This is a genomic window from Bradyrhizobium sp. SBR1B, assembly GCF_014198205.1.
Taxonomy (GTDB): Bacteria; Pseudomonadota; Alphaproteobacteria; order Rhizobiales; family Xanthobacteraceae; genus Bradyrhizobium.
In genome coordinates, this window is the sequence record NZ_JACIHC010000001.1 from 274,822 (window position 1) to 299,518 (window position 24,697).

Here is a 24,697-nt window from a genome sequence, read left to right on the forward strand (position 1 = left end):
GCAGGTCACCGCAATACGAGATCGCTACACAACCCAAAGTCTATCGCCGGGGCGATCACTGATGCAATGGACGTTCCGCCCGCAGCTGTCACACATCCGTGGCCGTGCGGACGCGACCCGGCAACTCATCCAGCCGCCAGAGCCCGAGGCTCTTGTCGCGCCAGCCGCCATCGCCCTCCTCACAGCGCTCGTCGATCAATTCGCGCGGCGCCGGCCAGTCGAACGGCGCCGTCGTCATATTGAGGGCGCGCCAGTCGCCATCCTCGCAATCGCGGTTTTCCTCCCACTCCGGAAACGTCGTGGCGAGCAGGAATTGCGCGCCGCTCTCGCGAAAGCGGGCGATCACGCGGGCGATGTTCTGAAAACACAGATGCACCAGGCAGTCCCGGCACAGGATCAGATCGGCGCGCGGCAATGCATCGCACGTGATATCGGCCACCAGGAATCGGCCGGACAATTCGCCGCGCGCCGCACGCGCGTTGTTGGTCTCGATCAGCGACCGCACGATGTCGATGCCGATGTAATCGAGATCGAGATTGAGGCGGCCGATCCAACCGGCATCGCCGCAGGGCGCATCGAGCAGCGAGCGCGCGCCGAGCCGCTGCAGCAGCGGCGGCAACGCGTCCCGGATCGCGGCAGTCGCGGGGTCCTCCGAGCCGAGGCCGGACACCGAACTGGCCGCCCCCCAAAGGTTCGTCCTCTCGATCCGCTCGAACCGCGCGGCGAGATCTAGCCCTGAGAAGTTGTCGCGGTCGGCGACGAAGCGTTCGTGGGCGAGCACGGGAGGACGATTGGAGATCATGGGATCGGACTCAAGGTCGAGATTCCGGTGCAAACACGCTATACTCGCGTCCGATGCGCTCGACCACCCCGACAGAGAAGGCCAAGATCGTCGCCGGCGCGGTGACGGCCGTCGTCATGACGGCTATGCTGCTCGTGTTCGTGCTCGGTTTCCTGCTGGCGTGATCGAGGGCGCGGCATGAAAGCCGCCGCGCACACTCAGGCCGTGCGCACCGTCCGCAGGAATTTCCCGACTTCGTCCTTCAGCCGGTTGCTGTCGCTCGCCAGCATCTTGGCGGTCGAGAGCACCTGCGAGGAGGCCGAGCCGGTCTCGGCCGCGCCGCGCTGCACGTCGGTGATGTTCGTGGAGACCTGCTGGGTGCCGTGAGCGGCCTGCTGGACGTTGCGCGAGATCTCCTGGGTCGCGGCACCCTGCTCCTCGACGGCCGCGGCAATGGTCGAAGACACCTCCGACAGCCGCTCGATGGTCATCGAGATATCGCGGATCGCGTTGACGGATTCCTGGGTCGCGGTCTGAATGCCGGAGATCTGCTGGCTGATCTCGCCGGTCGCCTTCGCGGTCTGCTCGGCCAGCGTCTTCACCTCAGAAGCGACGACCGCGAAACCGCGGCCGGCCTCGCCCGCCCGCGCCGCTTCGATCGTGGCGTTCAGTGCCAAAAGGTTGGTCTGGCCGGCAATGGTGTTGATGAGCTCGACGACGTCGCCGATCCGCGTCGCGGCAACCGAGAGCTCGCTGACCCGCTCCGTCGTGGTGCGGGCCTGGGCGACGGCTTCGCCCGCCATTCGCGCGGATTCCTGCACCTGCCGGCTGATCTCGTTGACCGAGGAGGACAGCTCCTCCGTGGCGGTCGCGACCGACTGCACGTTGCCGGTGGCTTCGCCGGACGCGACTGCGACGACCGAGGTCAGCTCCTGCGCGCGCTGCGCGGTGGTCGCCAGCGTCGAGGACGATGCTTCGAGCTCGGTGGAGGCGGATCCGACGGTGTCGATGATCTCGCCGACTGCACGTTCAAAGCCATCGGCGAGGTTGACCATGTCGCGGCGGCGTTGCTCGGCAGCCTGCTTCTCGGCTTCGAGCTGTGCAGCCTTGAGGCGCTCGACTTCCAGTGCATTGGTCTTGAACACTTCGACCGTCTTCGCCATGTCGCCGATCTCGTCGCGCCGGTCCTTCTCGGGCATCTCGGTCTTGAGATCGTTGCGGGCAAGTCCCTCCATGGCGAGCTTGAGCCGGGCGATCGGCTGCGACATCGCCTTGAGGCCGATGAACAGCGCGATCGCAATGCCCAGGATCAGGCCGCCGGCGCTGACGCCGATCACGGTCCAGGTCGCGGCGTGAGCGTCGCGGTTGATGGCGTCCTTTCGCTTGGCCACAGCCTGACCGGTTTCGGTCGTGAACTTGGCGATGCGCAGCAGGGCCGCATCGATCAGGGGATCGCACTCCTTGTGCGCGCGTTCGGCTGCCCTGACGTTCTCTTCCGTGCTGCTGGCCTGTGAGCCGGCCTGGAGCACCGGATCGCAGCCGATAAAAGCGGCTTTCAACTGGTCGCCGATGCTCTTCAGCTCGCCGGCGCGCGATGGGTCGTCCTGCTCGGCCGCATCGAGGAATTGACGGATTTCGTCGCGGTTCTGGGTCGCGGTCTTGAGGCGTTTGGCATTGCCCGCCTCGGTTGCCTCGGTGAACACCGCGTAGAGCGCCGCGTGGTAGGTCTCGGCGCGGCGCTGGGCGCGGGTGAGGTTGAGAGCGGAGGATTGCGCGGCGGAGAGCTCGCCGAAACCGTCGACGGTCGCGGAAAGTTCGCGCACGCCAAAGGCCGCGACGGCGATCATCGCGCAGCCCATCACGGTCACGATCAACGCGACCTTCCAGACGATCTTCAGATTGTTCAAAAAGCTCATTTGTGCCGTCCAATGATGGTGCTGCCGGCGATAATCCCAGCACCGTGCATTGGAACCGGCGGATGTTAAGATTTAACCTCAATTCGCCCGGGTATTCTTACGCAAAAATAACCCTTCTGCGCACCGGCGTAAGCCTGGCGTAAGCTTCGGCCCGTTTTCGGTCGCGCGATCGGCATCGCCAGCCCGGAACCGAGCCTCCGCGTCAGCCGTTGTCGACCTATGCGGATCAGGGAAGAAAACCGAAATATGTTTCTGCTGGCGACGGTGGCGTTGTGCTGTGTCGCCGTGGCCGGGACATTGACGTTGTTGGAGCCGATGCTTTCGCCGGCCCCCGAAAAGCGGGTCGCGGAGACAGCCGTGATCGACGTCACCCGGACACCGGTTCAGACACCGGTCCGGGTGGTTGGCGCACCGTTCGAGCCCAACATCAATCCGCGCCAGCGATAGCGCTCACCTCGGCGACGCCTGCGTGCCCTCCTCGGGCCGGCCATGCGCACGCGCCAATTCCTCGACGAACGCGATCACCTCCGCCCGCTTGTCGGGCGGTAGCGACAAGAACGCGCGGATGAGCCTCAGGCCCTCCACTTCGTCCGACCGTTCTTTTCCGGAATCCATCCGACTAATGTCGGGTGACCGGGAAAAATATGCAATCCCCTGTTTACCGCCTTGATTCGGCGCAGCCGCTTTGCTGGAATGGGGCCGGCTGAGGTGGATCATGAAATGGATCGCGGAACGCGACGCGCTGATCGCGCAGACAATGGCCTTCGTCCAATCGGTAACTGGAAGAAAGGATGACGTCCTTCAGCCGGACGGGACCTCGGTTGCCACGACCGTCGCGGTCGAAATCGTTGCCGTGAAGGCCGCCGCAGTCGAGATCGAGCTGCCGCAAGCTCCGGTACCGCCCCCACCCACGCCTCTGCCGCCACCGCGGGCGATCGGTGATTTCCGCACCGAGATGCAGGCCCGCATCGCCAATTTCCGCAAGCATCAGGAGCGGTTCGAGCGCGAGCGCGAGGAATATTGTGCCGAAACCCTGACCAGATTGCGCGCCGCCATCCACGACTCCCCGGCCCCACCGGCCAGAAAATAAGGCCCCCCTCCCGTCAGAGGGGCCTATAGCCAGGACCACACCAGCCAAAGATTGGCGGCGCAGGCGCCGAATAACGCCAGCGTCAGCGGCAGGAGCATGTGCCCGCAGGAGGTCTTCAGGTCGCTCGTCATGGCGGAAAACATCCGCTGATTCCGCCAAACGAGTCCCAAGGATTCTTTTTTTCCTGATTCAGGACTCGTTAAGGACTCAGGGGCTCCGGCAGCCCGATCACGGCCCCGTGATCGCCTGCCCCCCGGAACCGCCGGCCCATGAGGTCGTTAACGCGCTTTCCGGGAGCGGGAAGAATGCCCTACGCCTTGTTCTGCAACGACGCCCAGATCAGCAAGGCCTATCCGAGTGAATCCGACGTCTGGAAGCTCGCGTATCGGAGCGGCCTGGTCGTCGACGTCAGCGCCGACGAGGACCGTCCTGGGCCGCGCCGGGTGCTCGACAACGACTACGAGATCAAGCCCTGCCGGGTCGCGCAGGGTGAGGACCCCGCTCGAAACAAGGCCGAGGCCGACCGCCAGTCGAAAATGGAGCTCGAGCTGAATCCGTGAGATCTGGCGGCGGAGGCCGCCAAGCGATCAGGGCGTTGCGGTTGCCAGCGAGGCCTGCTCACCGGCCAGCGCCACGCAAGCCTTGCGGCGATGCAGCCCGCGGATCGCGCCGGTGACCTTGAGCACCTTGCCCGACGGGCAGGACGCGTCCTTGACGAAAGCCACCTCGTAAGGTGCCAGCATCAAAGGCTCGGATTTGAGGATTGTCTGTGCAGAGCACGGCAGGTAGATAAAGCACGAGAGCACCACCGCCGACACCAAGATACGCATGTCCGTCGTCCCACCAGCCCGGTAATTCTCATATAACGCTTTCCGGAGCGCGAGTTCCGTAAGCGGCAAAAATTATTTTTGCTTTACCCAAGTCCCATGACGCGCGTGAGAAGGCGCCCGCCGGAGTGTTTTCCTGCAAATGACGCGCCAGATGGTTCATGCAAAGCAAACATGGGGCCGACAGGCAAGAGGCTGACAAACGAAAGGCCGGCAGAGCCGGCCTTTCCAGAGCGTGGTCGCGGTGGAGGGGTCAGTAGCGCGAGGCTGCCGGACCGCCCCAGCCGAAGCGGTAGTTCACACCGACCTTGACGGTATGCTCGTCTTCCCGGCCGCGAACGCCGACGATGTCGGCCGGGCCGGAGGTGAAGGTGGTGCTGCCGAAATTGTAGTACTGGTACTCGGCCTTGGCCGACCAGCTCGGCGCGAACATGTATTCGAGGCCGGCGCCGACGGTGTAGCCGTCCTTGCTGTTGCCGGTGGTGGTGAAGCCCTGCGGCACGCCTGCGACATTGACGCCCAGGCCGCCATTGCGCCAGGCGTAACCGCCCTTGGCGTAGAGCAGCGCCGGACCCCAGGTGTAGCCGACGCGGCCGGTCACCGACCCGAGCTGGTCGGTGTTGGAGGTCACCTGCGTGCCCGCCGGGAACGTGACACCGTTGTTGTTGGTCGGCAGCCAGGAATACTGGGCCTCGATACCCACCACCCAGTTGGGCGCGAACTGGTAGTCGAAGCCGCCTTGCACGCCGCCGAGGAAGCGGGCGTCGCTGGACTGGAAGCTGCTGTCGCCGGCAAACGCGCCGCCGACATGGCCGCCGATGTAGAAACCGGTCCAGTTATAAATCAGCTGCGGCGGCGTATAGGCCGGGGCCTTGGCGTAGGTGCGCGGCTGCATGTCCGCGGCTGCGGCCGGCGCGGCCAGCGCAAGCAGAGCAGCTGCACCCAGCAAAATCGATTTCATGATCATCCCCGTTCTTTCATTTACGACACTCAGGAAACAACGTGGCGTGAATTGGGTTGCTTCGCGGCGATGCCGGAACGTTGATCGCTCGTGACTGTGACGGAGGGGCAACAACGCGATTTTGTTCCGTCCCGTCGTCCTGCACCGACTATTCTTGTCGTCTGCGCAGCACCTGCCGTAACAATTTGTCGCGAGGTCAAACCGCCCCGTTCAAAGCTCGCCGAAATGTGATCCGCGGCTCCGGCAGTTATCGTTCTAGCACCCGGCGATGAAGACGGGCTTTGCGCTACCGCGTCATCTTTTCGAGTTCCGGAAAGGGTACGTAAACCGCGCCGGCGCAGAGCTCGCTCGTGCGGTCGACGACGCGGTCCGCGCGTCCGTTGACGAAGATCACAGCGCGTTCCCGCATGGCCTTGTAGCTGCCATCGGTCTCGCGCGGGGTGAAGTGCAGGCAGCTCACATAGAACTGCCGGCCGCCGACCTCGCGCTGGACCGGCTCGGCCATGCTGGCCTCGCGCACGCCGACCGGGTTGTTCAGATAGGTGCGCATCAGGGCCGGGATGTCGCCGCGGAAATTGTCGGGAAACGGCTGCGGCCCTCCGGCCTGGGTCCCACCGATGATGGTCGGACGATCACCGTCGCTGCCGAAACATGCCGCGAGCGCCAGCGGCAATAACAGGACCGATGCCAGGCTCGCCGCACGTTTCGCCAATCGCCCCACAGATCCCACTCCCGCTCGAACAGGCTAAGGGGACGTTCTAGCCGCAAGGTCGCTCAAAGGGAATTCGCGTCCCCGGGGCTTTGCGACGCACGCACCGTCCCGCCGCCGGCGTCTTTCGCTTTCGCGCAAGGCGCCGAGACGACGGGCCGGGCCTGACGTCCTGACGCGGCGGCGGGGCAATGCTTGGGATGCCGCCGCGAGAGGATCAGTCGTTAGCTGCGCTTCTCGGTGGTTGCCGGCTTGGTCAGGTCCGGCTGCGCCTTCAGCGATTTCTTCGCCGACAGATGCTTGTGGTGATGGCGATGGGTGCGCACGGTCTTGTGCTCGTCGGACGTGACCGCTGCGTTGGCATTCAGCGCCTTCGACTTGCTATCCACCTTGGCGTCCGCCTTGACGTCGGCGGGCTTGACGTCGCCGGCCTTCGCGTCGGTCTTGGCATCGACCGCCTTGGCATCGGCCTTGATGCCGGTGTCCGGTTTCGCGGCGGTGGTCGAGGCCTTGGTCTGGCTTTGGTCCGCCTTGATCACCGGGGCCGTAGTGGTCTTGCCGGCCTCGGCAGCGAAGGCCGGGGCTGCGATCACGGAAGCTGCGAGCAAGGCTGCGGAAATGGTCTTCAGCATGGTGGTCTCCTCTTGGAAGGATCTTGAGGCGGCGCCCTCTCGCCTACCCGTCGATCGTGGGTGGGAGCCTAGGGGCGGCGCGCTGAACCCTGTCTGAAGTCCCCTGCAGGCTTCCGTTCATCTGGATGACAAGTTTGTCATCCGCGCCCTGGCGAATAGATCGTGCGGAGCGGGAATGTTTTCGCCAGACGGGTGTTCCGGTCTTCGGGCAATCGTGTAGGATCGCCACGTTCCATACGGGAGAATTTAGATGCGCAAACTCTCAATGCTTGTCGTGCCGGGATTGGTCGCCATGTCGCTGGCGACCGCGCCGGTGCTGTCCAGCGCCTATGCCGCCGGCAGTGACGAGCCCTCGCCGCCGCCGAAGTCGGACTCCTCGTCCAAGAAGGGCAAGAAGAAGAGCTCTTCGGTCAGCGATCCCAAATTCCTCGCCGCCTATCGCACCGCCTATACCGCGATCTACGACAACCACGACTACACCGGCGCGATCGATCAGTTGAAGTCGCTCAAGCGCGACGACGTCGCCGACGTCGCCAACCTGATCGGCTACTCCTATCGCAAGCTCGGCGACTACCAGTCGTCGAAGGTCTATTACGAGCTGGCGCTGAAGGACGATCCGAACCACGTCCGCACCTGGCAGTATTACGGCCTCTGGCAGCTCGAGCAGGGCAATCGCGAACAGGCGCAGTATCATCTGAACAAGATCGCCTCGCTCGCCGGCACCGACAGCTCCGAGTATCGCTCGCTTGCCACGGCGCTCGACAAGCCAACCGGCGCGACGCTCGTCTACTAAGATAATCGCATCTTCGAATGCAGCGAACGGGCACAACCTTTCGGTTGTGCCCGTTCGGCTTTCTCGGTTAGCCTCTCGCATCGATTTTCCGACTAAATTGGTGTGCAATGGACCCGTGGCTGCGATCCGCGATCGACTACATCGGCTCCTGGATCGAATTCCAACTGACGACGATCCAGCAGCCAGGCGTCATCGTCGCATTCGTCCATCGCGGCGAGATCGTCGCCGAGCATGCGTTCGGCCTCGCCAATCTCGACACCGGCGAGAAGCTCACCCCGCGCCACCGCTTCCGTATCGCCTCCCATTCCAAAAGCTTCACCTCGGCCGGCATCATGAAGCTGCGCGAGCAGCGCAAGCTCCGGCTCGACGACACGGTCGGCCAATATGTCGGCGGGCTGCATCCGCGCGTCGCCGAGACGACGATCGCGCAGGTGCTCTCGCATAGCGCGGGTCTGACGCGCGACGGCGCCGATTCCGGCCAGTTCATCGACCGCCGTTCCTATCTCAACGCGAAAGAGTTACTCGCGGAATTGAAGCTGCCGACCGCGATCGAGCCCGGCACCCGCTTCAAATATTCCAATCACGGCTTTGGCCTGCTCGGCCTCGTCATCGAGGCGGTGACCAAGCAGCCCTACTCAGCCTGGATCAAGCGCGAGATCGTCGAGCCTGCGGGCCTGCGCGCAACCGAGCCGGACGCGCCGCTGCCCAAAGGCGCGTCGTTCGCGCGCGGCCATACGCGAAAGCTGCCATTCGGCGAGCGATGCGTGATCCCCGGCGACAATCCCGCACAGGCGATGGCGTCCGCCGCCGGCTTCGTTGCGACTGCCGGCGACACCGCACGCTTCTTCGCGCAGCTTGCGCCCAATGCGAAGAAGAGCGTGCTCTCGGTCGCGAGCCGCCGCGAGATGACGCGACACCATTGGCGCATCCCGCAGAGCTTCGAGGGCTATTACGGGCTCGGCGTCAATGCCGGCAAGACCGACGGCTGGGACTGGTTCGGCCATGGCGGTGGCTTTCAGGGCTACATCTCCCGGACCTGCGCCATCCCCGCTTGCGAGCTCACGATCAGCATCCTCAGCAACTCCATCGACGGCGCGGCGCCGTTCTGGATGGACGGCGCGATGCAGATCTTGCGCGTGTTCAAGACGCGCGGCACGGCCGACCGGCGCGTGCGCGACTGGACCGGCCGCTGGTGGACGATCTGGGGCGCGAGCGACCTCGTGCCGCTAGGCAACCGCGTGCTCGTCGCCAATCCGCAATTCAACAATCCGTTCATGGATGCCGCCGAGATCGAGGTCACCGGCCGCGACACCGGCAAGCTCGCCTGGGCTGCCGGCTATTCCAGTCATGGCGAGCCGGTGCGCCGGATCCGCGACAAGCGCGGCAGGATCAGCGAGGTCTGGATCGCCGGCGCCAACGTCAAGCCTGCGAGCGTCGTGGCGAAGGAGATCGCGCGCCGCTATCCGCCGCGCAAACGCCGGCCTATTCCCTGATCAGCGCCTCGACCTCGCTGCGAAACGCCTGCCGCGAGCCGCCTTGCGAATAGAACATGTGGCCGCCGGGATAGACGGCGAACTTCACGCGCTGCGTCGCAAAGGCCGGCATCTGATCGAGCACCCGCTTCGTTCCGAAATAGGGCGTGGCAAGGTCAAACAGGCCGTGCGCGACCAGCACGTTCAGTTTCGCGTCGGTGGCGAGGATCTGGCGCAGCTCGGATACCGATTGCGGCGGGTTGATGCCACGACCGAAATCCCAGTGACCTTCCACAGCGCCGTTCAGGACTTCATAGGAGCCGTCGGGCCGCCAGTTGAGCTTGCGCGTGAGCACGTCGACCGCGGCGCTCGTCAGCGGCGCCTGGAGCGCATCGCCCGAGGGGTCGCCGAACCGCGAGCTGCTCGAATCCGGATAGGGATCGAAGCCGCGCACGGAGGCGTCGTAACGTCCCGTCACCTTGCCGTTCTTGCGGTCGAATTCGCGGCGGAATTCACCGACGTCGAAACGGCCGGCGAGCCGGCGGCTCACCGCCTGGTCGATGCCGGTAAGCGCGGCGACCTTGTCGGCAAGACGATTGGTGGCCTCCTTGTCCGCCTCGCCCTTGACGAGGTCGGCCAGGAATTCCCCGCGCGCGTAGGCCTCGACGTCGGCGAGATCGGCGCGCTTGACCGGCCCTTTTGCCTCGCGCGCCACCGCCACATAGCTCGGCAGCGTCGCGACATATTGCAGGAGGCTGGTGCCGGTGAACTCGCGGAAATCCAAGAGCGGCGACACCAGGATCAGGCCCTTGACGCCGACGCCGTGCTGGAGCTGCAACTGGCGCACGACCTTCGGCCCGCGAATGCCGCCATAGCTCTCGCCCGCGACGTATTTCGGCGAGGTCAGGCGGTCGTGCTTCTCGAGCCAGCGGCGGATCACCAGCGCGATCGCGTTGACGTCGCCGTCGACGGAGTAGAACGATTTTCGTGCGTCCTCGCCGCTCGCGATGAAGCGGCTGTAGCCGGTGCTGACGGGATCGATGAAGACGAGATCGGTGAAGTCGAGCCAGGTCTCCGCGTTCGGCTTCACCTCGGGCGAGGCCGAGGGCGACAGCGCTTCGCCGTCGAGCGGCAGCCGCCATGGACCGGCCGCGCCGAACTGGAGCCACGCCGAGGACGCGCCGGGCCCGCCATTGAACAGGAACGTGACCGGGCGCGTGGCGCGGTCGGCGCCGTCGAGCTGGTAGGAGGTATAGGCGATGTCGGCCAGCGGCTCGCCCTTGCCGTCGAACACGCGGATGGAGCCGGCGGTCGCGGCGAAATTGAGGGTGCGGCCGGGCAGATCCAGCGTCTGCTTCGTGGTCGAATCCGCTGGGAGACGGTGCGGCTCGGCCGCGGACGGCGAGGCCTGCGTCGCGCTTTGCGGATTGGCGGCGCGCCCACCCTTCTGTGCCGCTGGCGATGCCGCCTCGGAGCGCGGCTGCGGCGGATCATCCGCGCGCGCGACGCTCGCGAGCGCGGCCGCGGACACGGCCAGCGCGAGCCCGGTTCGTCGCAGCGTCGGCAAGATCGTGAACATGATCGTTCTCCCTGCCCGGCTGTCAGAGCCGGTGCGCATCAAAGCTAGCGCGGAATTGCGACGCTTTGCGGGATCACCGGCCCGATGGGCAAGTAAGGCGCCCGGGCCGGCTCAAATCAACCCGTTTTGTTCTCCGGATCGACAATCGCCCGTTTGCCTTGAGACCCGGTCATCCTCGACAATGCAGGGCCACCTCGTATAGACGAGCCCGGCGGAACTTCCTCCAGCCAGCGGCCTGCCTGACAAGCCATGACCAAGCCCCAGCGATACGAACGCATCGCCTTCGTCGCCAGCCCGAGCAGCGAGGCGCAGACCGCCTTCAGCCAGCTCACCAGGGACTATGGCAATTGCGACCCCGGGGAGGCCGACGTCGTGGTCGCGCTGGGGGGCGACGGGCTGATGCTCCAGACGCTGCACCAGAACATGCGCACGGGAAAGCCGATCTACGGCATGCATCGCGGCACCGTCGGCTTCCTGATGAACGAATACGCGACGCACGATCTGCGCACGCGGCTCGAGACGGCGCATGAATCCGAGATCAATCCGCTCCTGATGCGTGCAACCGACGTCAATGACCGCGTCCATTTGCACCACGCCATCAACGAGGTCTACCTGTTCCGGCAGACCTCGCAGGCGGCGCGCCTGCGGATCCTGATCGACGAGCGCGAGCGCATGCCCGAGCTGATCGCCGACGGCATCATCGTGGCAACGCCGGCCGGCTCGACGGCCTACAATCTGTCGGCGCAGGGACCGATCCTGCCGATCAACGCCGCCCTTCTGGCACTGACCCCGATCAGCGCCTTCCGCCCGCGCCGCTGGCGCGGTGCCCTGCTGCCCAACACCGCCTATGTCGTGATCGAGGTGCTGGAGGACGACAAGCGTCCGGTCGCGGCCGTCGCCGACCATGAGGAGGTCCGCAGGGTCCGGCGCGTCGAGGTCCTGTCCGACAAGAGCATCTCGATGCGCATGCTGTTCGACCCCGGCCACAGCCTGGAAGAACGTATTTTGCGCGAGCAGTTCGGCTACTGAGCCCCTGCCCCCGCACGCTGCGGGAGTCCGGTCGCAACCCTTCGTTAACCCTCACCACGATATGGTTAACGAAGGTTGACCGCTTTGGCCCGGGCGTCATGTTCCGTATCGACTTCAACAAGCTGCGCTTCCTCGTCTGCGACGACAATCCGCACATGCGCCGCATCCTGCGGACGCTGCTGCATTCCTTCGGCGCGCGCGAGGTCTATGAGGCCGAGGACGGCGCCACCGCGCTGGAAATGTACAGCCATTACGTGCCTGACATCGTCATCACCGACTGGGCGATGCCGATCTTCGACGGGCTCGAGCTGGCGCAGATGATCCGGCAGCCGGAATCCAAGGGCAACCCCTACGCGCCGATCATCATGCTGACCGGCCATTCCGAGAAACGCCGCGTCACCGTGGCGCGCGATGCCGGCGTCACCGAATTCCTGGCCAAGCCGATCTCGGCCAAGGGGCTCTATCAGCGCATTCTCAACGTGGTTGCCAATCCCCGCCCCTTCATCAAGACCAAGACCTATTTCGGGCCGGACCGGCGCCGCAACACCAATTCCGCCTATATGGGCCCCGAGCGCCGCGTCGGCGAAAAGCACGAGGTGCTCCAGCAGCCCTCGCTGCTCGACAAGGCCCGCTCATCCATCTAGCGCAACGCCTTCAGACGAGGCAGGCATCATGGCGAAGAACAGCGCAAAGGACATCGAGGTCACGGCCTTCGCCACGCATCAGATCATCACGCAGCCCAACCCGCTGCGGAAAGTCCTGCGCCGGGTCGAAGACAAGGACATGGACGATCCGATCGGCCGCGCCGAGCAGGCGCTCGCGGGCCTGTCCGGCGAATTCAAGGATTGGATGACGACCGAGGTCAACCGTCTCTCGGCCGCCTATGTCGCCATCCGTAATGACGGCTTCACCAAGGAGCGGCGCGACGAGCTGTTCCGCGCCGCGCATGACATCAAGGGCGACGCCGCGACCTTCGGCTATCCGGCCGCGGCCGGAATCGCGGAGAGCCTGTGCCGCGTCATCGAACACGCGCCTGATCTGGAAAAGGTGCCGGCCGAACTGTTCACGCACCTCATCAACGCCATCCTCGCCATCGTGCACGAGAACACCAGGCTCGACAGCATCAGCGTCTCCGCCGAGCTCAGCCGCCGCCTGCGCAAGGTCGCCGACGATTATCTCACCCAGGTCAACCGCGACCGCCCCGAGCATCTCGAGGTGATCCTCGCGCCGAGCATAGCGCCGGCGGAGTAAAGGCCCGTCTTTTTCATCTCGTGGGAGGCTGCTCCATCCGCACGGGCAGCATCTTAGGGTGGGCAAAGCGAAGCGTGCCTACGATTCATCTCGAATCATACTGATAGGTCGTGGGCATGGCGCTGTGCGCCTTTGCCCACCCTACGGCAGCTCGCTACGCGGCAATCAGATCGCCATACAGCGGATCGATCGTATCATCCGCGACCAGCTCGTCGCAGAACAGCCTTGCTTCCTCCCGCGCGGACTCCGTGGCGAAGCGGCGGAGCAGGACCATCAGCGGCTCGGTGACGCCGCGGTCGGTCTCGCAATGGGTGAGCACGCGCTCGACCATGCGCCGACGCAGCCGCACCGCTCCGTCGTCGCTGTCGACGAAGCCCTGCTCGTGGCAGGCATCGAGCGCGACCTGGAACGCCGCGAACGTCGCCTCGGGAAGCCCGGCGCGGCGCAGCAGCGCGTGCAGGCTGTTGCCGCCGCGGTCGTGCAGCAGCGCGGTGACGCGCGCCAGCGGCAGGTCGGCGAGCTCGGCCAGCGCCGCGTCGAACAAATCGAGATTGCTCGACAACAGCGCGCGCAGGATGAGGCCCGCCGTGAGCTGGCCGGTAATGCGCAGGTGCCGCACCAGGCCCTGCATGTCCTCGCCGCGCGAGCGCGATGCGATGTTCATGGTGGAGCGGTCGCGCGCCTCGAGCGCGATGCGTTCGGCGCGGTCGGCGCTGAGCCAGTTCCGCGCCACGACGAATTGCGCCAGCGTCTCGGAGAGTTTCGCCACCAGCGCGGCACGCGTTGCGGACGGCAGATCGTCCAGCACCAGCATCGCCTCGCGGATCGCGGCGAGATGGCCGTGGCGCTCGACGATGCGATCCCAGGAGAATGGTGCAAGCTCGGCGTTGGGATTTTCGATCAGCTCCAGCGCGGCCGCCGCGCAGCCGACTTCGGCGATGGCGGCGCAGACCGAGACCGGCAGCGCGATGCGGCGTGCGACCGCGCATTGCACCTCGTCATTGCCGGTCGCGACGATGTCGACGAGATCGGCGTCGATCAGCAGCGGGGAATGTTCGAGCACGGGCAGCGCGACGGTCGGCTGGTCCGCCGACAGCGCCCGCACGATCGAGGCCGGCGCATCCGTGCTGCGCGCAAAAGCCTCGGCCATCGCCTGCCGCACCAGCGGCGAGGGATCGTCGAGCTGCATCAGAAGCGCGCCTTCGGCGGCGAGGCGGTCGTCGGTCGAAAGATCTGATATCAGCCAGGCCCGGGCCAACGCCCGTGTTGCCTCGGCCCGCTCGCCGGCGGGCGCCGTCCTGATCCAATTGATGAACTGCCGAACAATCATGCTGCTTCCGGCTTACACAACAAACGAAAATGGTGACGGCTCGTCACCTGCAACACAAAATAAACCACGACGCTTAACAAAGCGTTCACCATAACTGGCTGGTTTTATTGACGTTTTGTTAAGGGAACAGAGGCGCTGCAGCGCGTCCGGGACACGAGAGCGGGGTCAGCTCGAGAACGTGCCGCTGCGATCGCTGAACAGATCGAGCGGCTGCGGCGGACGCACATCCGGCGTCGCGGATGCAACTGAGGTCGCTGGTGCGACCGACGTGAGCGAGGCGTTGTTGCCCCACAATTTCTGCACTGTGGTCGAGACCGGCTGCGTGGCATCGCCGGGCTGATAGATCGAACGAAACACCGGCGTGGTCGGGGCATTGTCCGCGACCGTCGTCGGCGATGTCGCACTGACGGGCGTCACCGCACGTGTGTTCGGGAAGGTCTGGAGATAGGCGGCGTTGTCGACAACAGGCGCGGTGGGCTGCACGCCGCTCGCGCTCGCAACCTCCGTGGTCGACGGCGTGCCGCCGTACATCGCCATCGCGCTGCGGGTCGTCCTCGAATTGGCCGCGCTGGCGTAGCGTGCGTCCAGCACCGAATAGACTTCGGAGACGCTGCGGGCGCGGCCGTCCCTGGCGTAGAAGATCGAACGATTAGCGGATGCCGCATTGGGAAACAGCCGCGCGCCGACCGCTTGCGGATTGTCCTCGGCATTGGCAATCAGCTTTGCGGCGCCGCCGACGCCCATGAAATGCGCCATGTAGAGTTCGCTGTCGCTCGGCCTGCGCCCGAGCAGGCCCGTCAACTTGAAACTGTTCGACTGCGTCAGCGCCGCCGCCATGCTGGAGGCGGCCTCGGGATCGTCGCGCAGCTTCATGATCGACCGCTTCATCGCGGGATCGTCGACGGCGTAGCCGCCCGACGTCGTCCTGGAGATCGCGTTGGCATAAGTGCCATAGCCGAGCTGGGGGCCCGCCTCCTTCACCGTGCCGAGCCAGGTCTGGTCGATGAACTGGTAGAGCCCGTGCGCGGATGACGTCGTTGCACCCGCCGTCGGATCGAAATCCGATTCCATCTTGGCGGTGGTCAGCATGTACTGGAAGCTGACGCCTGAAACATTCGAGGCCTGCTTGATCGCACCGGCGACGCGCGCCCGCGACGGATCGAGAACCGCCGTCTGCGTGGCCCTGGAATTGTCGACCGACATGATGAAGTGCCCGCCCCGCGCGGCGTTGAGCAGCGCCGGCAATTCGGCGCCCGTCGTCTCACCGTGGGACAGGTATGGTTAATGCGGGGTTAATTGGCCGGGCCCGTCATTCTGGGGCCCGCGTAGCGCGAGCCCGGAATCCATCGCAAGGCATTGCGCGCGGCTGAATGGATTCCGGGACCGCACCGGCGGTGCGCCCCGGAATGACAGCGAGCTACTTCTTGTAGACCGCGTCCGGATCGAACAGCCGCTCCGCATCGGCGAAGACCAGCTTCGCCCCGCCGCCTTCGGCCTCGACCTTGCGATAAAAGCACGACCTTCGCCCGGTGTGGCAGGCCGCGCCGATCTGCTCGACACGGATCCAGACTGCGTCCTGGTCGCAATCGGTGCGCATCTCGATCACGCGCTGGGTCTGCCCCGAGGTCTCACCTTTTCGCCACAAGGCATTGCGCGAGCGGCTGAAGTACCAGGCCTCGCCGGTCGCGATCGTCTTGCGCAGCGCCTCCTCGTTCATGTGCGCGACCATGAGCACGTCACCGGTGGCGACGTCGGTCGCGACGCAGGTCACGAGTCCGCTCGCGTCGAAGCGCGGGAGGAAGGACAACCCTTCCTCGATCTCATGGGAGTGAGCGGACATAGCGACCCTCGCCGTTAACTTGCGAGGTCAGCGCTGCAGGCCTCGCACCAGGGACAGGAAACGGGCTTGCTCCGCCGGGTTGTCGCGGAACATGCCGGTGAAGCGGCTGGTGAAAGTGGAGGCGCCATGCTTGGCGACGCCGCGCACCGACATGCAGGTATGCTCGGCCTCGATCAGCACCGCGACGCCGCGCGGCTTGAGGACCTCGTCGATTGCAGCCGCGATCTGCGCCGTCAGATGCTCCTGGGTCTGGAGCCTGCGGGCGAAGATGTCGGTGAGGCGGGCGAGCTTGGACAGGCCGACAACGCGTTCCACCGGCGTATAGGCGATGTGCGCCCTGCCGTAGAACGGCATCATGTGGTGCTCGCACTGCGAGGTGAACTCGATGTCGCGCACCAGGACGAAATCGTCATAGCCCGCGGTCTCGCCAAAGGTGCGGTCGAGCACTTCGGCCGGGCATTGGTGATAGCCCTGATAGAGCTCGTCGAAAGCCTCGACCACGCGGCGCGGCGTGTCGAGCAGGCCCTCGCGCTCGGTGTTCTCGCCGATATAGGCGAGCAACGTCTTCACCGCCTGTTCGGCCTCGGCACGCGCCGGACGCGGCTGGTCAGCGCGGACGGCGGCCGCGAGGAATTCGGCAGGGTCAAGCTCGGCCGGGCGGCTCTCGGGCTGCCGGTCGGAGGGCTTGTTGGGGCGGATGGATTTGATGGTCGCGTCCATGTCTACTCCGTTCGACGGCCTTTCGGCCGGAGTGTCACCGGCAGACGGGGCGGCATGCCGCCGGACGCCTGAAGAGAACAGTTGAACCCGGCGAAAAGGCCCTCACCTCTCCCGTCGGCCGCATGGCCTGTCGCCACCGCCGCTGGACTGTTTTTCCGCCAGTTCCGACCCTATATAGGACCGTGGACGGCGCCCGCCAAGGCCGATCCGATGCGGAAGTGCTGGACCCCATCACATGCTGAATGACATCTACAACAAGCGGATCATCGAACTGGCCGGGAATATTCCGCGCCTTGGACGGCTGCCCGACCCCGATGCCTCCGCCACCGCCCACTCCAAGCTGTGCGGCTCGACCGTGAAGGTCGATCTCAAGATGGAGGGCGACAGGGTCACCGACTTCGCCCATGACGTGAAGGCCTGCGCGCTCGGACAAGCCTCCTCATCCATCATGGCAAGTCGCATCGTCGGCTCGACTGCGAGCGAACTCCGTGAGTTACGCGAAACTGTTCGCAAGATGCTGAAGGAGAACGGTGCGCCTCCTGAAGGCAAATGGGAGGAGATCAAGTTCCTCGAGCCGGTCCGTGATTACAAGGCGCGGCACGCCTCGACGCTCCTGACCTTCGATGCGGTGGTCGACGCCATTGGCCAGGTCGAAGCCAAGGCCAAGCAGCCGGCTGCGGCGCAGGGCTGAACTTCCCCAGGTCATTCCGGGGCGTCGCCAAGCGACGAACCCGGAATCATGATCAAGATTTCAAAGCTTACTTCTGCGTCGCCGGAGCCGGCGCGGCCACGCCACCGGTCGGCACCAGGGCTTCCGCCGTCTTGGTCGACTTGGCAGCTTGCGACTGCTCCGGTTCCGCGCCGAACCTCGCCTGCGTCTTCGGCGCAAGCTCGGCCATTGCCGGCGCGGAGATGTCCACATGCGGCAGCACGTCGGCGACGAGATCGGTCGTCACGAGATTGGTGAGCTTGAGCTCGCCGGCGTCCAGCTCATGCAGGTCTTCCCAGGGCGGCACGCTGAGCGCGAGCGACAGCAGATCGCCGGCTCCGCCCATGTCGAAGGTGTATTTGGCGAGCCGGCCGATGTCGCGTTCGACGATCATCAGGTCCTGCGCGCTGTAGCTCGCCGCCTTCGCATCGTCGGCGCGGTCGCCCATCCAGATCTGATGGACGCGGACATGGGCAGCTTCCGGCACGTAACGCTTCTTGCCGGCCAGCAGCAGGAACACGCACATGGATTCGCAATAGGCCTCTGGCGCAACCGCCGGGCGGCCAGACTGCCCGCCGCGGAGACTTACGCCGACCGTGGTCAGGAGTCCGAGATTGCGGAAACGTCGGCCGAGGGTGATCGCGTCGTTGACGGAACCGCCGCTGGAATCGAGCACCACGGTGGCGCCGCCGAGCTGGCGTCCGCGGGAAAACTCCTCGAAATCCTTCGGCGTGTCAGCGGTGATGATGCCGACCGCGCTGACCCAGCCGCGGCAGTTCGGCTCGCAGGCAATCCAGTTGAACTTCATCGGCAGCTTGCGCTCTTCGAGAGCAACACCCGCGCGAGCCGATGACCCGAGTGTCGCGACGGCGCCAGCCAGCACGACTCCACAGACGGCGGTTCCCACCAGCAACCAGCCGCGAAGATTAAGGGAGTTCAGAAGTCTCAATCTGGTTCCTTCCCCAAGCCCCTAAGGTCCCCAACAATCCTTGGTAGCGCCCTCTGAGTCCATCATACAGGCGTATGTTTCTACACATGGACGTCACAAAAATGGTATCCGTGGGAATACAGATCGTCCACAGGTACTTGCTGCACTGCTCCCAAAAAGCACGCAAAATATGGCGCGCAAACAACAGCTTACAGTTCCCTGCGCCGGAACTGTGCAACACCTCGATCAACATCGCAGCAAAGCGCCCATGAAGCATTCAGCCTGCGAGCATTGTTCCAGTCCGGTCGAAGGTGTGCTCCGGCTCCCGCGCAGATTCGGCCGCGCGCTGATCTGGCTCTACCGGCACACGCTGTCGCCCCTGGTTGGTTACAATTGCCGGCATCTGCCGACCTGCTCCGTCTATGGCGACGAGGCGATCGAACGCTTCGGTCTCTGGGCCGGCGGCTGGATGACGCTCGCGCGCCTGTTCCGCTGCAATCCGTTCGGCACGTCGGGCATCGACAATGTACCGCTCACCGCACCGCCAGGCGCACACTGGTATCTGCCCTGGCGCTACGGCCGTTGGCGCGGCGTCAATGCATCCTGAGAGTGCTGCGATGCTTTGCGCATGGGTGGCCTGAGGGGAACCGTAAGGGTTCTTCCCGCGTTGTTTTGATGCTCCCCCGGGAGGAAACAACAATGCGCTGGAAAATCAGCCCTCATCTCCACTTTAGGCCTTTTCACTTCGGGCTTTCTCACTTCAGGCCTGGGCCCACCCCCGGCTCCAGGCGGCACCACGACCCCAGAACCTTGGATCTGCTCGCGATCGTCGCCTTGCTGGCGCTCGTGCTTGGCTCCGGCTGGTATCTGGCGACGAGTTTAGCCACCGCGCCGAGCACGACCGCGTTCATCGTGCCGAGCCAGAGCGTGCACTGGTAATTAGCGGAACCAGTAAAAGCGCCCGGGCGGCGGCGGGATCGGCTCGGGCGGCCGCAGCCGTTTTGGACGCGGCGGTTTCGGCGTCGGATCGGCCGACGAGGTGGCCTCCCCGCCCGGCGCCGTTTCGATGCCCGGCACCCTCACCGCCAGCAGCAAATTGGACTCGTGCATCCGCCAGCGGTAGCCGACGCCGAAATCGATCGGCTGGGCCCGGGTGAACAACTCGGCGTAGCGCTCCTGGTAGCGGCCGGGGAATTCGTCGATCGGCCCGAGATAGCGGCCAAACGGGAAGAAACGCCATTGCCGCGCGCCGTAGTTCGCAAGCGGAATGCCGGAATCGTCCTGGATGATGGTGGCGCTGTTGGCAAGCAACCAGTCGCGAACGACGGTGAAGTTTCCGGAGTGCATGAGATAGGACGCGCTCTTGAGCAGGCTGTTGCCGGGCCCGAGCGTCTCGCAGAATTTCAAGAATCCGGTGTTGCGCGCGCCGGAATTGGAAAGATCGGTCGAGAAATAATACAGCGTGCGCGTTTCCCCGTCGCTGCCGGCGAAGGTGATGCGAACGCCCCGCGTCGCGTTACGCCCCGGATTGTCGTCGCCGACACGCAAGCCCCCCTTGTCGTCGAGCGCGATCATCTCGACGTTGCGGATGGTCTTGCCGGAGCGCGCCAGGAAAACATAAAGGATCGGCAAGGTGCCGTTGACCTGGTTGGTATGCAGGTCGACCTTCATCTGCTTGGTGATGAAGAAGGAAAAGCTCAGGATCGAACCGAGCGAGCGCTCGACATTGTAGAGCGCGGCGCCGATCGAACCGCGCGGCAGCCGGGTCAAATCGGGCACGGCGCCGACCGGCTCCAGCGCGCCGAGCACGTAGGTGCTGGCCTTGGAATAGAAGGCGTTGGCGTAGAGGAAATCGGGACCGCTGAACATGTAGAACATGGTCGGTCGGGGCGCGGCGAGATTGACGTCGGCCCAATCGCGGATCTTGGAGAGCTGGCGCTGTTCGAGCTGGGCGAAGGCGCCGTCGAAGAATTTTGCGTGGCGCTGCCAGCCTGGGTCCTTCGTGAGCGCCACCAGTGGCGAGTCCGCCGAGGGCTGCATGCCCGCGAGGAAGCGCGCGGTATCATCGAAGGTGGCGTCGGCGGCGCGGGCGGACGAGACGGCCGCGGCCAGCAGGGCAAGAGCTGTGACCGCAATTCTGAGGGGACGAAACATGTCTATGCGCGATCGTGTGAATTGCCAGCGGCGACCGGCCGCCTGCGGAAAACAGCATAAATCACTAGGCCCGAGAGCATGACGAGCATCCCCGCGAGCGACTGCAGCGGCCGCTCGGTCAACAGGTAGTACATCATGAACGCAGTCACGAGCAGGAAAACCAGGGGCGTGAACGGGTATCCCCAGGCGCGATAGGGCCTCGGCAAATCGGGATCGGTGATGCGCAGCTTGATGACGCCGGCGACCGTGAAGAACGAGCAGAACAACAGCGCGAACTGGATGAAGTCGAGCACCGCCTCGAAGCTGCGCGTGAACAGCAGCAGATTGGCGACGGCGAGCTGAAACAGGATCGCATAGGCCGGTGCGCCGCTCGCCGATCGCTTCGAGAACACGCGTAAGGCGGGAATGTCCTCCCCCATCGTCATCATCACGCGCGGGCCGATCCACATCATCGCGCTGATCGAGGAGATCAGGCCAACGCAGATCATCGCGCCGACGATCCGACCGCCGAGGCTGCCGAAGATGGCGCTACCGGCAACGCTGGCGACATCGAGCTGACCGGCAAGCGCACCGACGGGCGTCGAATGGAGAAACACTGCATTCAGCGCGACGTACAGCACGAGCACGATCAGCGTGCCCGCCAGCAGCGCGCGCGGCAGATTCCGCTGCGGCATGTTCATCTCGCCGATGATGTAGGTCGCGGCGTTCCAGCCCGAGAACGAATACATCACGAAGACCAGCCCGATCGCAAACGGCGCGCTGACGATGTGGGCGAGATCGCCCGGCTGCGGCGCGAACGTGATTGGTTGCGGGGCAGCGATGACGAAGCCGGCGACCAGGAAGGCGACGATCAGCGCGACCTTGATGATGGTCGCGATCAGCTGGAAGGTCGAGGAGTGCCTGACGCCGGTCAGTTGCACGAGCGAGACCAGCCACACTACGGCGATGGCGAGCGGGATCGGCGGCAGATCGGGCACGACCGATTTGGCGTATTCGCCGAACGCCATCGCGGCGAGCGCAACGGGCGCCGCGAAGCCGACCGTCGCCGACACCCAGCCGGCGAGAAAGCCGAAGGCGGGATGATAGGCGCGACCGAGGAAATTGTACTCGCCGCTCGAGCGCGGAAACATCGCCCCGAGCTCGCTATAGGCGAACACCCCGCACAGCGCGACGATGCCGCCGACGGTCCACAGCAGCAGGATCGAGAAGCCGGACGGGATGTCCTTGACCTGGAAGCCGAGGCTGGTGAAGACGCCGACCCCGATCATGTCGGCCACGACGATGGCGGTTGCGACCAGAACTGAGACCCCGGTCCCGCTTCCGGTCAGCCGGCCAGTCCAGGGCGCGGTTCCCGCATTTGATGCCGTCATCGGGGTCCTTAACCTCAGGCGTCGTGCCTCATGGGCGCATCGTGCAGGTTGGCCCAGTCAATTCAAGCAGGGTTAACAAGGGCTAAATGAGGCGACGGAAGCAGGTAATTGAACACCGCTTATTCTGCTCCCAAGCGCCAAAGCTGCGCCAGCCCCGGGAAAGCCCGTCCCCCTCCCCCACAATCAGGACACGATTGCATGGTCCTTTTGAGCGTTCCGGATGTGGGGAAGTTCTCCGGACGCTTAACGTCACCTAAACGCCGGTCGGCTCAATTGTCTCTTAATACGCCGATGGACGTGACTTTGGGGTCATGGGTGGATGGTCGGGGTCGTTCCGAAATTGAGAGCTGACATGCGTGCCGACCGGACGTCGTCCGGTGCGCGCGCTCATGCGCTCCGGGTCGGCCTGATCTCAGCCTTGGTGCCGCTTTCGCTGACACTGGTTCAATGCGGCAAGGCGCCCAATCCGGCGGCCCTCGCGGCGAATTCGCAGGCCAATGTTCAGGTCGTTGCGAAGACAAATCAGCAAGTCGCGAGCGGCGACACGTTCGAGGATCGCTTCCCCGCCCCGCAATTCGGGGAACGCTTCCCCTCGGCGAGCGAGAGTTTTCTGCAGCGGCAGATGTCGGACTTCTCGCCGAAGCGGGCCGTGCAGCAACCGCCCCCGGAGCAGGCCCCCTACAAGGTCGCTTCGCTCGAGCCGCAGGTCCCCTACAAGCGTTCGCCCCGCGACGACCTGACGACGCTCGTCAGCATGAAGTCGTCGGCCTTCCCCTATTTCGGCAACAACCCCGCCTCCGACGCGCCGTTCCTCAACGTCGCCAAGGGCGACCGCCGCGGCCATCGCAGCTATTCCGGTCGCGTGTTCTGGCAGGACGAGACCTACAATGACAGCCGCGTGCTGATGCACGTGCCCGAGCATTTCGACGTCCGCAAGCCCGGCGTGATCGTGGTGTTCTTCCACGGCAATGGCGCAACGCTCGAACGCGACGTGCGGGATCGCCAGCTGGTGCCGAAGCAGATCACCGATTCCGGCGCCAATGCCGTGCTGCTCGCCCCGCAGATGGCCGTCGATGCCGCCGATTCCAGCGCCGGCAAGTTCTGGCAACCTGGCGGCTTCAAGCGCTTCATGGCGGAATCGGCCGACCACCTTGCCCGCGTCACCGGCGATCCCAACAGCGCCCGCGCCTTCGCCAACATGCCGATCGTGATCGTCGGCTACAGCGGCGGCTTCCTGCCGACGGCCTGGAGCCTCGAGGTCGGCGGCATCAGCGACCGCGTCCGCGGCGTCGTGCTGCTCGACGCCGTCTATGGCGAGATGGACAAGTTCGCGTCCTGGATCGAGAACCACCGTTCCGGGTTCTTCGTCAGCGCCTATACCCGCCACACCGCGCGGCGCGATCGCGAGCTGATGAGCATGCTCCGCCAGAAGGGCATCAGTGTCGCAGAGGACATGGACGGTCCCTTGCGTCCCGGCAGCGTGGTGTTCGTCGAGACCGGCGACGGCATCACCCATCGCGACTACGTCACCCGCGCCTGGACGCGGGATCCACTCAAGGATGTGCTGGTGAAGATGTCGGCGACGCCGGCGCTGGCGCTGACCCGCGTGGCCGCCACCAGTTCCGGCGCATCGAGCCGATAGGTTTGGATGTTGGTCCAGCCGGTGTCCGGCTGCATTGCCTGCAATTCCCTCAGGCTCTGATCAAAATGTAATGTTGATGGCCGACATCCCCGGGTGCCACCGGATTGCTTCCGCCCGCAAGGCTCATAGTTTGCCGGCCAGTTTGCGATTGGAATTCGGTGGGGACAGGCAGTGCGTCAGGGATTGTACAAGGTCGACTTCCATACCGTTCATGGAACGGGCTGCGGCGTCGTCTATGTGATGGATGGCAAGATGCGCGGGGGCAATTCCGCGTTCGCCTTCATCGGCACCTATCAGGGCGAAGGCGACAGCATCAAGGTCAAGATCTCGACCCAGCGCTACAACGACGACCCCTCCTTCAAGGCTCTGTTCGGCACCGACCGGATCACGCTGGCGCTCGCCGGCCGGGAGGACGGCGACAACGCCGAATTCGAGGGCAACGCGCTGCAGGCGCCGGGCGTTGCCTTCCGGGCCGTGCTGAGCCGGATCAGCGACTGAGCTTCAGCTCGTCTACGATGAGCTCTTGTCAGTACTAGCTCTTGGGCAGCTTCGGAATGCTCTCGGCGAAGCCGTTGAAGCAAGCCAGCCGCTCGTCCTCTTCCTTGAAGAAGCGGCAATCGGCGTAGCCCTTGGCCTTCGCCGGCTTCGGCTTCGGCGCCGGCGCGATCACCGCGTCGTAGCAATTGAGGCGGTCCTTGGTGCCGTCGTCGAGCTCGAGGCAGGCCTGGAGCCGGGCCGCGATCGATTGCGGCTTGCCCTTCGCCGCTGCGGCCGGCTTGGCCGCTGCCTCCTTCGTCCCCTTGGGCTTGACCTGCACCAAGGGCTTGTCCCCCACCATCGGTGGCTTGTCGGCTTGCGCAAACGCGGAGGCTGAATAGAGCACCGCGGCAACCGCCAGAATCATCCTCATTTCAGTCAACTCTCTTTGGTCCCCATGACCGGCGTTCTAGCGCTCCCGCGCGCG

At 65.0% G+C, this 24,697-nt stretch carries 29 protein-coding genes; 13 read left to right on the forward strand and 16 right to left on the reverse strand.

What is annotated here, in order from left to right; all coding sequences use genetic code 11:
• Positions 1-88 precede the first annotated feature (88 nt).
• Positions 89-802 carry a class I SAM-dependent methyltransferase gene (locus tag GGD61_RS01490; RefSeq protein WP_092260339.1) on the reverse strand — a complete coding sequence of 238 codons (714 nt, stop codon included), beginning with the start codon at positions 800-802 and terminating at the stop codon, positions 89-91.
• A gap of 197 nt (positions 803-999) precedes the next feature.
• On the reverse strand, positions 1,000-2,697 hold the full coding sequence (locus GGD61_RS01495) for a methyl-accepting chemotaxis protein (protein WP_183229919.1): 1,698 nt from the start codon (positions 2,695-2,697) through the stop codon (positions 1,000-1,002).
• Positions 2,698-2,943: 246 nt separating this feature from the next.
• Between GGD61_RS01495 and GGD61_RS01500 the strand changes: the two genes are divergently transcribed.
• Positions 2,944-3,144 carry a hypothetical protein gene (locus GGD61_RS01500; RefSeq protein ID WP_018322178.1) on the forward strand — a complete coding sequence of 67 codons (201 nt, stop codon included), beginning with the start codon at positions 2,944-2,946 and terminating at the stop codon, positions 3,142-3,144.
• Between the two features lie 3 nt (positions 3,145-3,147).
• Here GGD61_RS01500 and GGD61_RS01505 read toward each other — a convergent pair whose 3' ends face one another.
• Positions 3,148-3,414: a hypothetical protein gene (locus GGD61_RS01505; RefSeq protein WP_143109081.1), complete on the reverse strand. Its 267-nt coding sequence runs from the start codon at positions 3,412-3,414 to the stop codon at positions 3,148-3,150.
• On the opposite strand from GGD61_RS01505, the gene GGD61_RS01510 reads away from it, so the two are divergent.
• Positions 3,413-3,787: a hypothetical protein gene (locus GGD61_RS01510; RefSeq protein ID WP_183229921.1), complete on the forward strand. Its 375-nt coding sequence runs from the start codon at positions 3,413-3,415 to the stop codon at positions 3,785-3,787. The two genes, GGD61_RS01505 and GGD61_RS01510, sit on opposite strands and share 2 nt — an antisense overlap.
• A gap of 305 nt (positions 3,788-4,092) precedes the next feature.
• The gene (locus GGD61_RS01515; protein ID WP_018322174.1) at positions 4,093-4,347 is read left to right on the forward strand and encodes a hypothetical protein; all 255 of its coding nucleotides are present in this window, start codon (positions 4,093-4,095) and stop codon (positions 4,345-4,347) included.
• A gap of 27 nt (positions 4,348-4,374) precedes the next feature.
• Here GGD61_RS01515 and GGD61_RS01520 read toward each other — a convergent pair whose 3' ends face one another.
• The 4 genes from GGD61_RS01520 to GGD61_RS01535 all read right to left on the reverse strand — a co-directional run bounded on the left by GGD61_RS01520 (position 4,375) and on the right by GGD61_RS01535 (position 6,916).
• Positions 4,375-4,617 carry a DUF6719 family protein gene (locus GGD61_RS01520; protein ID WP_183229923.1) on the reverse strand — a complete coding sequence of 81 codons (243 nt, stop codon included), beginning with the start codon at positions 4,615-4,617 and terminating at the stop codon, positions 4,375-4,377.
• A gap of 250 nt (positions 4,618-4,867) precedes the next feature.
• On the reverse strand, positions 4,868-5,575 hold the full coding sequence (locus tag GGD61_RS01525; RefSeq protein ID WP_183229926.1) for an outer membrane protein: 708 nt from the start codon (positions 5,573-5,575) through the stop codon (positions 4,868-4,870).
• 286 nt (positions 5,576-5,861) lie between these two features.
• Positions 5,862-6,296 (reverse strand): hypothetical protein, encoded by a 435-nt coding sequence (locus GGD61_RS01530; protein WP_018322171.1) that lies wholly within the window; start codon positions 6,294-6,296, stop codon positions 5,862-5,864.
• A 212-nt stretch (positions 6,297-6,508) separates the two neighbouring features.
• The gene (locus GGD61_RS01535) at positions 6,509-6,916 is read right to left on the reverse strand and encodes a His-rich protein BRANT (protein ID WP_183229928.1); all 408 of its coding nucleotides are present in this window, start codon (positions 6,914-6,916) and stop codon (positions 6,509-6,511) included.
• 250 nt (positions 6,917-7,166) lie between these two features.
• Between GGD61_RS01535 and GGD61_RS01540 the strand changes: the two genes are divergently transcribed.
• Positions 7,167-7,709: a tetratricopeptide repeat protein gene (locus GGD61_RS01540; RefSeq protein WP_092260345.1), complete on the forward strand. Its 543-nt coding sequence runs from the start codon at positions 7,167-7,169 to the stop codon at positions 7,707-7,709.
• Positions 7,710-7,816: 107 nt separating this feature from the next.
• The gene (locus GGD61_RS01545) at positions 7,817-9,202 is read left to right on the forward strand and encodes a serine hydrolase (protein WP_183229930.1); all 1,386 of its coding nucleotides are present in this window, start codon (positions 7,817-7,819) and stop codon (positions 9,200-9,202) included.
• Here GGD61_RS01545 and GGD61_RS01550 read toward each other — a convergent pair.
• Positions 9,192-10,760, reverse strand: a complete 1,569-nt coding sequence (locus GGD61_RS01550) for a S10 family peptidase (protein WP_183229932.1) — start codon at positions 10,758-10,760, stop codon at positions 9,192-9,194. The two genes, GGD61_RS01545 and GGD61_RS01550, sit on opposite strands and share 11 nt — an antisense overlap.
• Before the next feature lie 249 nt (positions 10,761-11,009).
• Between GGD61_RS01550 and GGD61_RS01555 the strand changes: the two genes are divergently transcribed.
• The 3 genes from GGD61_RS01555 (at position 11,010) to GGD61_RS01565 (ending at position 13,040) form a co-directional block, all read left to right on the forward strand.
• Positions 11,010-11,789 carry an NAD kinase gene (locus GGD61_RS01555; RefSeq protein WP_092260350.1) on the forward strand — a complete coding sequence of 260 codons (780 nt, stop codon included), beginning with the start codon at positions 11,010-11,012 and terminating at the stop codon, positions 11,787-11,789.
• 98 nt (positions 11,790-11,887) lie between these two features.
• Positions 11,888-12,433 (forward strand): response regulator, encoded by a 546-nt coding sequence (locus GGD61_RS01560; protein ID WP_008549760.1) that lies wholly within the window; start codon positions 11,888-11,890, stop codon positions 12,431-12,433.
• 28 nt (positions 12,434-12,461) lie between these two features.
• Positions 12,462-13,040, forward strand: a complete 579-nt coding sequence (locus GGD61_RS01565; protein ID WP_183229934.1) for an Hpt domain-containing protein — start codon at positions 12,462-12,464, stop codon at positions 13,038-13,040.
• 154 nt (positions 13,041-13,194) lie between these two features.
• Here the strand turns inward: GGD61_RS01565 and GGD61_RS01570 are convergent, their stop codons facing one another.
• From GGD61_RS01570 to folE, 4 genes are all read right to left on the reverse strand, one after another.
• Positions 13,195-14,370, reverse strand: coding sequence for a DUF2336 domain-containing protein (locus tag GGD61_RS01570; RefSeq protein WP_092260354.1), 1,176 nt, complete (start codon positions 14,368-14,370; stop codon positions 13,195-13,197).
• Between the two features lie 165 nt (positions 14,371-14,535).
• Complete coding sequence (locus GGD61_RS01575; RefSeq protein ID WP_183229936.1) at positions 14,536-15,615, reverse strand: lytic transglycosylase domain-containing protein; 1,080 nt, start codon at positions 15,613-15,615, stop codon at positions 14,536-14,538.
• A 172-nt stretch (positions 15,616-15,787) separates the two neighbouring features.
• On the reverse strand, positions 15,788-16,210 hold the full coding sequence (gene hisI / locus GGD61_RS01580; RefSeq protein ID WP_183229938.1) for a phosphoribosyl-AMP cyclohydrolase: 423 nt from the start codon (positions 16,208-16,210) through the stop codon (positions 15,788-15,790).
• Between the two features lie 27 nt (positions 16,211-16,237).
• Positions 16,238-16,930, reverse strand: a complete 693-nt coding sequence (gene folE / locus GGD61_RS01585; protein ID WP_018322161.1) for a GTP cyclohydrolase I FolE — start codon at positions 16,928-16,930, stop codon at positions 16,238-16,240.
• A 235-nt stretch (positions 16,931-17,165) separates the two neighbouring features.
• Between folE and GGD61_RS01590 the strand changes: the two genes are divergently transcribed.
• Positions 17,166-17,621, forward strand: a complete 456-nt coding sequence (locus GGD61_RS01590; RefSeq protein ID WP_183229940.1) for an iron-sulfur cluster assembly scaffold protein — start codon at positions 17,166-17,168, stop codon at positions 17,619-17,621.
• Positions 17,622-17,688: 67 nt separating this feature from the next.
• Here GGD61_RS01590 and GGD61_RS01595 read toward each other — a convergent pair whose 3' ends face one another.
• Positions 17,689-18,588 carry a hypothetical protein gene (locus GGD61_RS01595; RefSeq protein ID WP_179734357.1) on the reverse strand — a complete coding sequence of 300 codons (900 nt, stop codon included), beginning with the start codon at positions 18,586-18,588 and terminating at the stop codon, positions 17,689-17,691.
• Positions 18,589-18,835: 247 nt separating this feature from the next.
• Between GGD61_RS01595 and yidD the strand changes: the two genes are divergently transcribed.
• Entirely contained in the window at positions 18,836-19,174 is a 339-nt protein-coding gene (yidD, locus tag GGD61_RS01600) for a membrane protein insertion efficiency factor YidD (protein WP_183229942.1), read from the forward strand.
• 92 nt (positions 19,175-19,266) lie between these two features.
• Positions 19,267-19,506 (forward strand): hypothetical protein, encoded by a 240-nt coding sequence (locus tag GGD61_RS41570; RefSeq protein ID WP_026202694.1) that lies wholly within the window; start codon positions 19,267-19,269, stop codon positions 19,504-19,506.
• Here the strand turns inward: GGD61_RS41570 and GGD61_RS01610 are convergent, their stop codons facing one another.
• Together GGD61_RS01610 and GGD61_RS01615 are read right to left on the reverse strand one after the other, a co-directional pair.
• Positions 19,507-20,721: a hypothetical protein gene (locus GGD61_RS01610; protein WP_183229944.1), complete on the reverse strand. Its 1,215-nt coding sequence runs from the start codon at positions 20,719-20,721 to the stop codon at positions 19,507-19,509.
• A gap of 2 nt (positions 20,722-20,723) precedes the next feature.
• On the reverse strand, positions 20,724-22,091 hold the full coding sequence (locus GGD61_RS01615) for an APC family permease (RefSeq protein ID WP_018322155.1): 1,368 nt from the start codon (positions 22,089-22,091) through the stop codon (positions 20,724-20,726).
• Positions 22,092-22,443: 352 nt separating this feature from the next.
• On the opposite strand from GGD61_RS01615, the gene GGD61_RS01620 reads away from it, so the two are divergent.
• On the forward strand, positions 22,444-23,733 hold the full coding sequence (locus GGD61_RS01620) for an alpha/beta hydrolase (protein WP_246785847.1): 1,290 nt from the start codon (positions 22,444-22,446) through the stop codon (positions 23,731-23,733).
• Positions 23,734-23,904: 171 nt separating this feature from the next.
• Positions 23,905-24,231: a GrlR family regulatory protein gene (locus tag GGD61_RS01625; RefSeq protein WP_179734347.1), complete on the forward strand. Its 327-nt coding sequence runs from the start codon at positions 23,905-23,907 to the stop codon at positions 24,229-24,231.
• A 34-nt stretch (positions 24,232-24,265) separates the two neighbouring features.
• On the opposite strand, the gene GGD61_RS01630 is transcribed toward GGD61_RS01625, so the two are convergent.
• Entirely contained in the window at positions 24,266-24,643 is a 378-nt protein-coding gene (locus GGD61_RS01630; protein ID WP_018322153.1) for a hypothetical protein, read from the reverse strand.
• Positions 24,644-24,697 lie beyond the last annotated feature (54 nt).

What these genes read in the sequence shown, in the direction of transcription:
- GGD61_RS01545 (WP_183229930.1), top strand. Translation starts at nt 7,817, where the DNA reads ATGGACCCGTGGCTGCGATCCGCGATCGACTACATCGGCTCCTGGATC.
- GGD61_RS01615 (WP_018322155.1), bottom strand. Translation starts at nt 22,091, where the DNA reads ATGACGGCATCAAATGCGGGAACCGCGCCCTGGACTGGCCGGCTGACC.
- GGD61_RS01550 (WP_183229932.1), bottom strand. Translation starts at nt 10,760, where the DNA reads ATGTTCACGATCTTGCCGACGCTGCGACGAACCGGGCTCGCGCTGGCC.
- GGD61_RS01570 (WP_092260354.1), bottom strand. Translation starts at nt 14,370, where the DNA reads ATGATTGTTCGGCAGTTCATCAATTGGATCAGGACGGCGCCCGCCGGC.
- GGD61_RS01590 (WP_183229940.1), top strand. Translation starts at nt 17,166, where the DNA reads ATGCTGAATGACATCTACAACAAGCGGATCATCGAACTGGCCGGGAAT.
- GGD61_RS01560 (WP_008549760.1), top strand. Translation starts at nt 11,888, where the DNA reads ATGTTCCGTATCGACTTCAACAAGCTGCGCTTCCTCGTCTGCGACGAC.
- GGD61_RS01515 (WP_018322174.1), top strand. Translation starts at nt 4,093, where the DNA reads ATGCCCTACGCCTTGTTCTGCAACGACGCCCAGATCAGCAAGGCCTAT.
- GGD61_RS01510 (WP_183229921.1), top strand. Translation starts at nt 3,413, where the DNA reads ATGAAATGGATCGCGGAACGCGACGCGCTGATCGCGCAGACAATGGCC.
- GGD61_RS01555 (WP_092260350.1), top strand. Translation starts at nt 11,010, where the DNA reads ATGACCAAGCCCCAGCGATACGAACGCATCGCCTTCGTCGCCAGCCCG.
- GGD61_RS41570 (WP_026202694.1), top strand. Translation starts at nt 19,267, where the DNA reads ATGCGCTGGAAAATCAGCCCTCATCTCCACTTTAGGCCTTTTCACTTC.
- GGD61_RS01620 (WP_246785847.1), top strand. Translation starts at nt 22,444, where the DNA reads ATGCGTGCCGACCGGACGTCGTCCGGTGCGCGCGCTCATGCGCTCCGG.
- GGD61_RS01540 (WP_092260345.1), top strand. Translation starts at nt 7,167, where the DNA reads ATGCGCAAACTCTCAATGCTTGTCGTGCCGGGATTGGTCGCCATGTCG.
- GGD61_RS01520 (WP_183229923.1), bottom strand. Translation starts at nt 4,617, where the DNA reads ATGCGTATCTTGGTGTCGGCGGTGGTGCTCTCGTGCTTTATCTACCTG.
- GGD61_RS01630 (WP_018322153.1), bottom strand. Translation starts at nt 24,643, where the DNA reads ATGAGGATGATTCTGGCGGTTGCCGCGGTGCTCTATTCAGCCTCCGCG.
- GGD61_RS01565 (WP_183229934.1), top strand. Translation starts at nt 12,462, where the DNA reads ATGGCGAAGAACAGCGCAAAGGACATCGAGGTCACGGCCTTCGCCACG.
- GGD61_RS01505 (WP_143109081.1), bottom strand. Translation starts at nt 3,414, where the DNA reads ATGATCCACCTCAGCCGGCCCCATTCCAGCAAAGCGGCTGCGCCGAAT.
- GGD61_RS01610 (WP_183229944.1), bottom strand. Translation starts at nt 20,721, where the DNA reads ATGTTTCGTCCCCTCAGAATTGCGGTCACAGCTCTTGCCCTGCTGGCC.
- GGD61_RS01490 (WP_092260339.1), bottom strand. Translation starts at nt 802, where the DNA reads ATGATCTCCAATCGTCCTCCCGTGCTCGCCCACGAACGCTTCGTCGCC.
- GGD61_RS01525 (WP_183229926.1), bottom strand. Translation starts at nt 5,575, where the DNA reads ATGAAATCGATTTTGCTGGGTGCAGCTGCTCTGCTTGCGCTGGCCGCG.
- GGD61_RS01495 (WP_183229919.1), bottom strand. Translation starts at nt 2,697, where the DNA reads ATGAGCTTTTTGAACAATCTGAAGATCGTCTGGAAGGTCGCGTTGATC.
- yidD (WP_183229942.1), top strand. Translation starts at nt 18,836, where the DNA reads ATGAAGCATTCAGCCTGCGAGCATTGTTCCAGTCCGGTCGAAGGTGTG.
- GGD61_RS01500 (WP_018322178.1), top strand. Translation starts at nt 2,944, where the DNA reads ATGTTTCTGCTGGCGACGGTGGCGTTGTGCTGTGTCGCCGTGGCCGGG.
- GGD61_RS01535 (WP_183229928.1), bottom strand. Translation starts at nt 6,916, where the DNA reads ATGCTGAAGACCATTTCCGCAGCCTTGCTCGCAGCTTCCGTGATCGCA.
- hisI (WP_183229938.1), bottom strand. Translation starts at nt 16,210, where the DNA reads ATGTCCGCTCACTCCCATGAGATCGAGGAAGGGTTGTCCTTCCTCCCG.
- folE (WP_018322161.1), bottom strand. Translation starts at nt 16,930, where the DNA reads ATGGACGCGACCATCAAATCCATCCGCCCCAACAAGCCCTCCGACCGG.